The organism is Novosphingobium sp. TCA1, assembly GCF_009811895.1.
Taxonomy (GTDB): Bacteria; Pseudomonadota; Alphaproteobacteria; order Sphingomonadales; family Sphingomonadaceae; genus Novosphingobium; species Novosphingobium panipatense_A.
In genome coordinates this window covers 1-2,871 of the sequence record NZ_BLJH01000095.1, presented here as the reverse complement: position 1 = coordinate 2,871, position 2,871 = coordinate 1, and the positions used below count along the sequence as shown (strand labels likewise).

1 protein-coding gene and 1 pseudogene are annotated in these 2,871 nt (G+C 60.5%); both read left to right on the top strand.

Features of this window, described 5'->3' with window-relative positions; translation table 11 throughout:
• A pseudogene (locus NTCA1_RS28950) lies at positions 1 to 276 on the top strand (zincin-like metallopeptidase domain-containing protein); the annotation flags it as partial.
• A gap of 638 nt (positions 277 to 914) precedes the next feature.
• Entirely contained in the window at positions 915 to 2,771 is a 1,857-nt protein-coding gene (locus tag NTCA1_RS28085) for a reverse transcriptase domain-containing protein (RefSeq protein WP_159832487.1), read from the top strand.
• Positions 2,772 to 2,871: the final 100 nt, after the last annotated feature.

Below are 2,871 nucleotides of genomic sequence, written 5' to 3'. Positions count from 1 at the left end.
CAGCCGGTCGCCTTGCCCGAGCGCGAGATCGTGCCGGTGGCCGAGGCGCTCATTGCCGCAAGCGGGGTCAATTTCCGGATCGGCGGCGACAAGGCCTTTTATGCGCCCGGCGCAGACTATGTGCAGGTGCCGCCACAACACGCATTCTATGAGCCGGTGAACTGGTTTCGAACGGTTTTTCACGAGCTTTGTCATTCAACCGGCCACAAGTCCCGGCTGGGCCGCGACCTCGCGAACGGGTTCGGGTCGAAGGACTACGCCCGCGAGGAACTCGTGGTGCGCCGTGTCGGCGCGAATAAAGGAGTGAAGACATGTCTTCTGGATAGCTGGGAAAATCCATGCGTCCCCGACTTACCGGTGCCGGTGATGAACCGGCTGAAATCTCGAAAGAGGAACGGGACCATAGCATGTCGGGAAAAGGCCCAAACTGCCGAAACCATCGTAGGTCGGGCGGGTCATCGCAAGGTGCGTACGGCGAAAGCTACACTGCCTGAACTCCAGTCCTCAGGGTTTTATCCTCGACAGCGGCGCAGCGATGGTTGCAGCGTCGCACCGCGCAGAAACCGGGATGCTACTAGGCCCGGAATGAAGAGGGTGGTGCGATCAAACACCCTCGGCCCAGCCAGCGCGGCCTGCCCATCATCGATGGGATCAAAGGGACGAACGGAGCGCCTAACCGCATCGCATCTCCTTGTTCGCGTAAACACGGGATCGCCTAAATGGGCGCTTCAGCGACCCACATGGCGACAGAGCCGTCATAGTAGCCAAATGCCGGGGGTAATGCCCCGGACAGCCATCTTCGGATGGACGATCACGGACGAAAGTTGCCGGGCAACCGGTGCGGGACTCCTCACTGGTCGGGTGAAGGGCGGCAGTGCTTGCGAGACTGGTCAGCCAACAGGGTGGGCGTGCTGATGCTACCCGATACCTTGCAACGGCGACTGGAATCGATCCCAACCCTGTCGAGACAGGGCAAGCGGATCAATGGCTTGTCGCGTATGATGGCAGACCCGCTCCTGTGGGAGCAGGCCTATGCCGAGATCGCCTCCAACCGAGGCGCGCTCACGCCCGGCGTCACCGACGAAACGCTCGACGGGTTCTCCTTAGAGCGGGTCGAACGGATCATCGGGCAAATCACAAACGGCAGCTACCGCTTCGCCCCCGTGCGTAGGGTCTTAATCCCCAAGGCCAATGGGAAAACACGCCCACTGGGCATCCCAACGGCCAGCGACAAGCTGGTTCAGGCGGCGGTGAAGCTGCTGCTGGAACGCATATACGAGCCGGTGTTCTCACCGCACTCGCATGGCTTCCGGCGAGGCCGATCCTGCCACACCGCCCTTGAACATATCAAGGACACCTGGACTGGCGTGAAATGGCTGGTGGACGTCGATGTCGTCGGTTTCTTCGACAATATCGACCACAGCATCCTGATCGACCTGCTTAACAGGAAGATCGACGACAAGCGGTTCATCCGTCTGATCGAAGGGATGCTCAAGGCCGGTTACATGGAGGACTGGTCCTTTAACGCCACTTACAGCGGCACGCCGCAAGGTGGCGTCGTCTCTCCGATCCTCGCCAACATCTATCTTCACGAACTGGATCAGTTCTTGGCAGGGATGAAAGCGCGGTTCGACCGAGGCAAACGAAGGGCTGAGAACCCGCGATACCGCAACCTTACCATCGGCATGTATAAACGTCGCCTCCGGGTCGAGAGGCTGCTGAGCGAAGGCCGTGAGGCCGAAGCGGAGGCGGTCCTTGCCAAGATCCGGGAGATGGAGACGGAACGCTCCACCATGCCGTCGAAGAACGGGCTCGATCCGAACTTCAAACGGCTATTGTTCTGCCGCTATGCCGATGACTTCATCATTGGTGTGATCGGCTCGAAGGCGGACGCCCGAGATGTGATGGCGCAGGTGGCGGATTATCTCCGTCATTGCCTTCACCTCGAAGCGTCGCCGGAAAAGAGCAGGTTGAGCAAAGCGTCGAAGGGGACCACGTTCCTCGGCTACACGGTTATCACCGTGACCGGGAGCAGGGTTCGGCGGACGAAGTTGGGAAGGCGGGTCGTGCGTTCGCGCGATCCGGCTGATCGCATTCACCTCCGCGTTCCGCACGACCGGCTCGTGCGGTTCAATCAACGCAAGGGCTATGGTGACCTTGGGCGTCTGAAAGCGATGCACCGCCGGTATCTGGTCGACAGCTCGATGCTGGAGATCGTGCTGGCATACAACGCCGAGATGCGCGGGCTCGCCAACTATTACCGGTTGGCCTACGTCGCGAAGTTCAGCCTTCGCAAGCTGTGGTTCCTCTGGGAAACCAGCCTGCTGAAAACGCTGGCGTTCAAGCTGCGGCTATCGGTCAATCAGGTCGCCCACCGTCTCAAGACACGGGATGGACTCGCCGTCCGCTTCAAAGTGGACGGGAAGGAACGGTCGGTTGCTGTCTTCAATCTAAAGCATATCGACCGGCTGCCGAACCTCGGGCCGAAAGTTGATCGTTGGGCAATCCCTCACTTCACGAAGGGGCGCTCGGACGTGATGGATCGGCTTCGGGCAAAGCAGTGCGAATATTGTGGCTCGACCGAACATCCGTGTGAGGTTCACCATGCCCACCGCTTGGCGGACATGAAGAATACCCCGCTTTGGAAACAGGTCGCGGCGGCACGGCGGCGCAAACGCATCGTCCTCTGCTTGCCTTGTCACAAGGCGCTCCACGCCGGGCAACTCAAGCCGCTCGATAGCGGCGACATGCAAGCACGGAGAGCCGGATGATGGGAAACTATCACGTCCGGTTCGGTGGGCGGGAGAGGCGTGTCCTCATCGAGGCGCGACCCTCCCGACCCAATGCGGAAATGGGTTCGGCCTTCCTCTG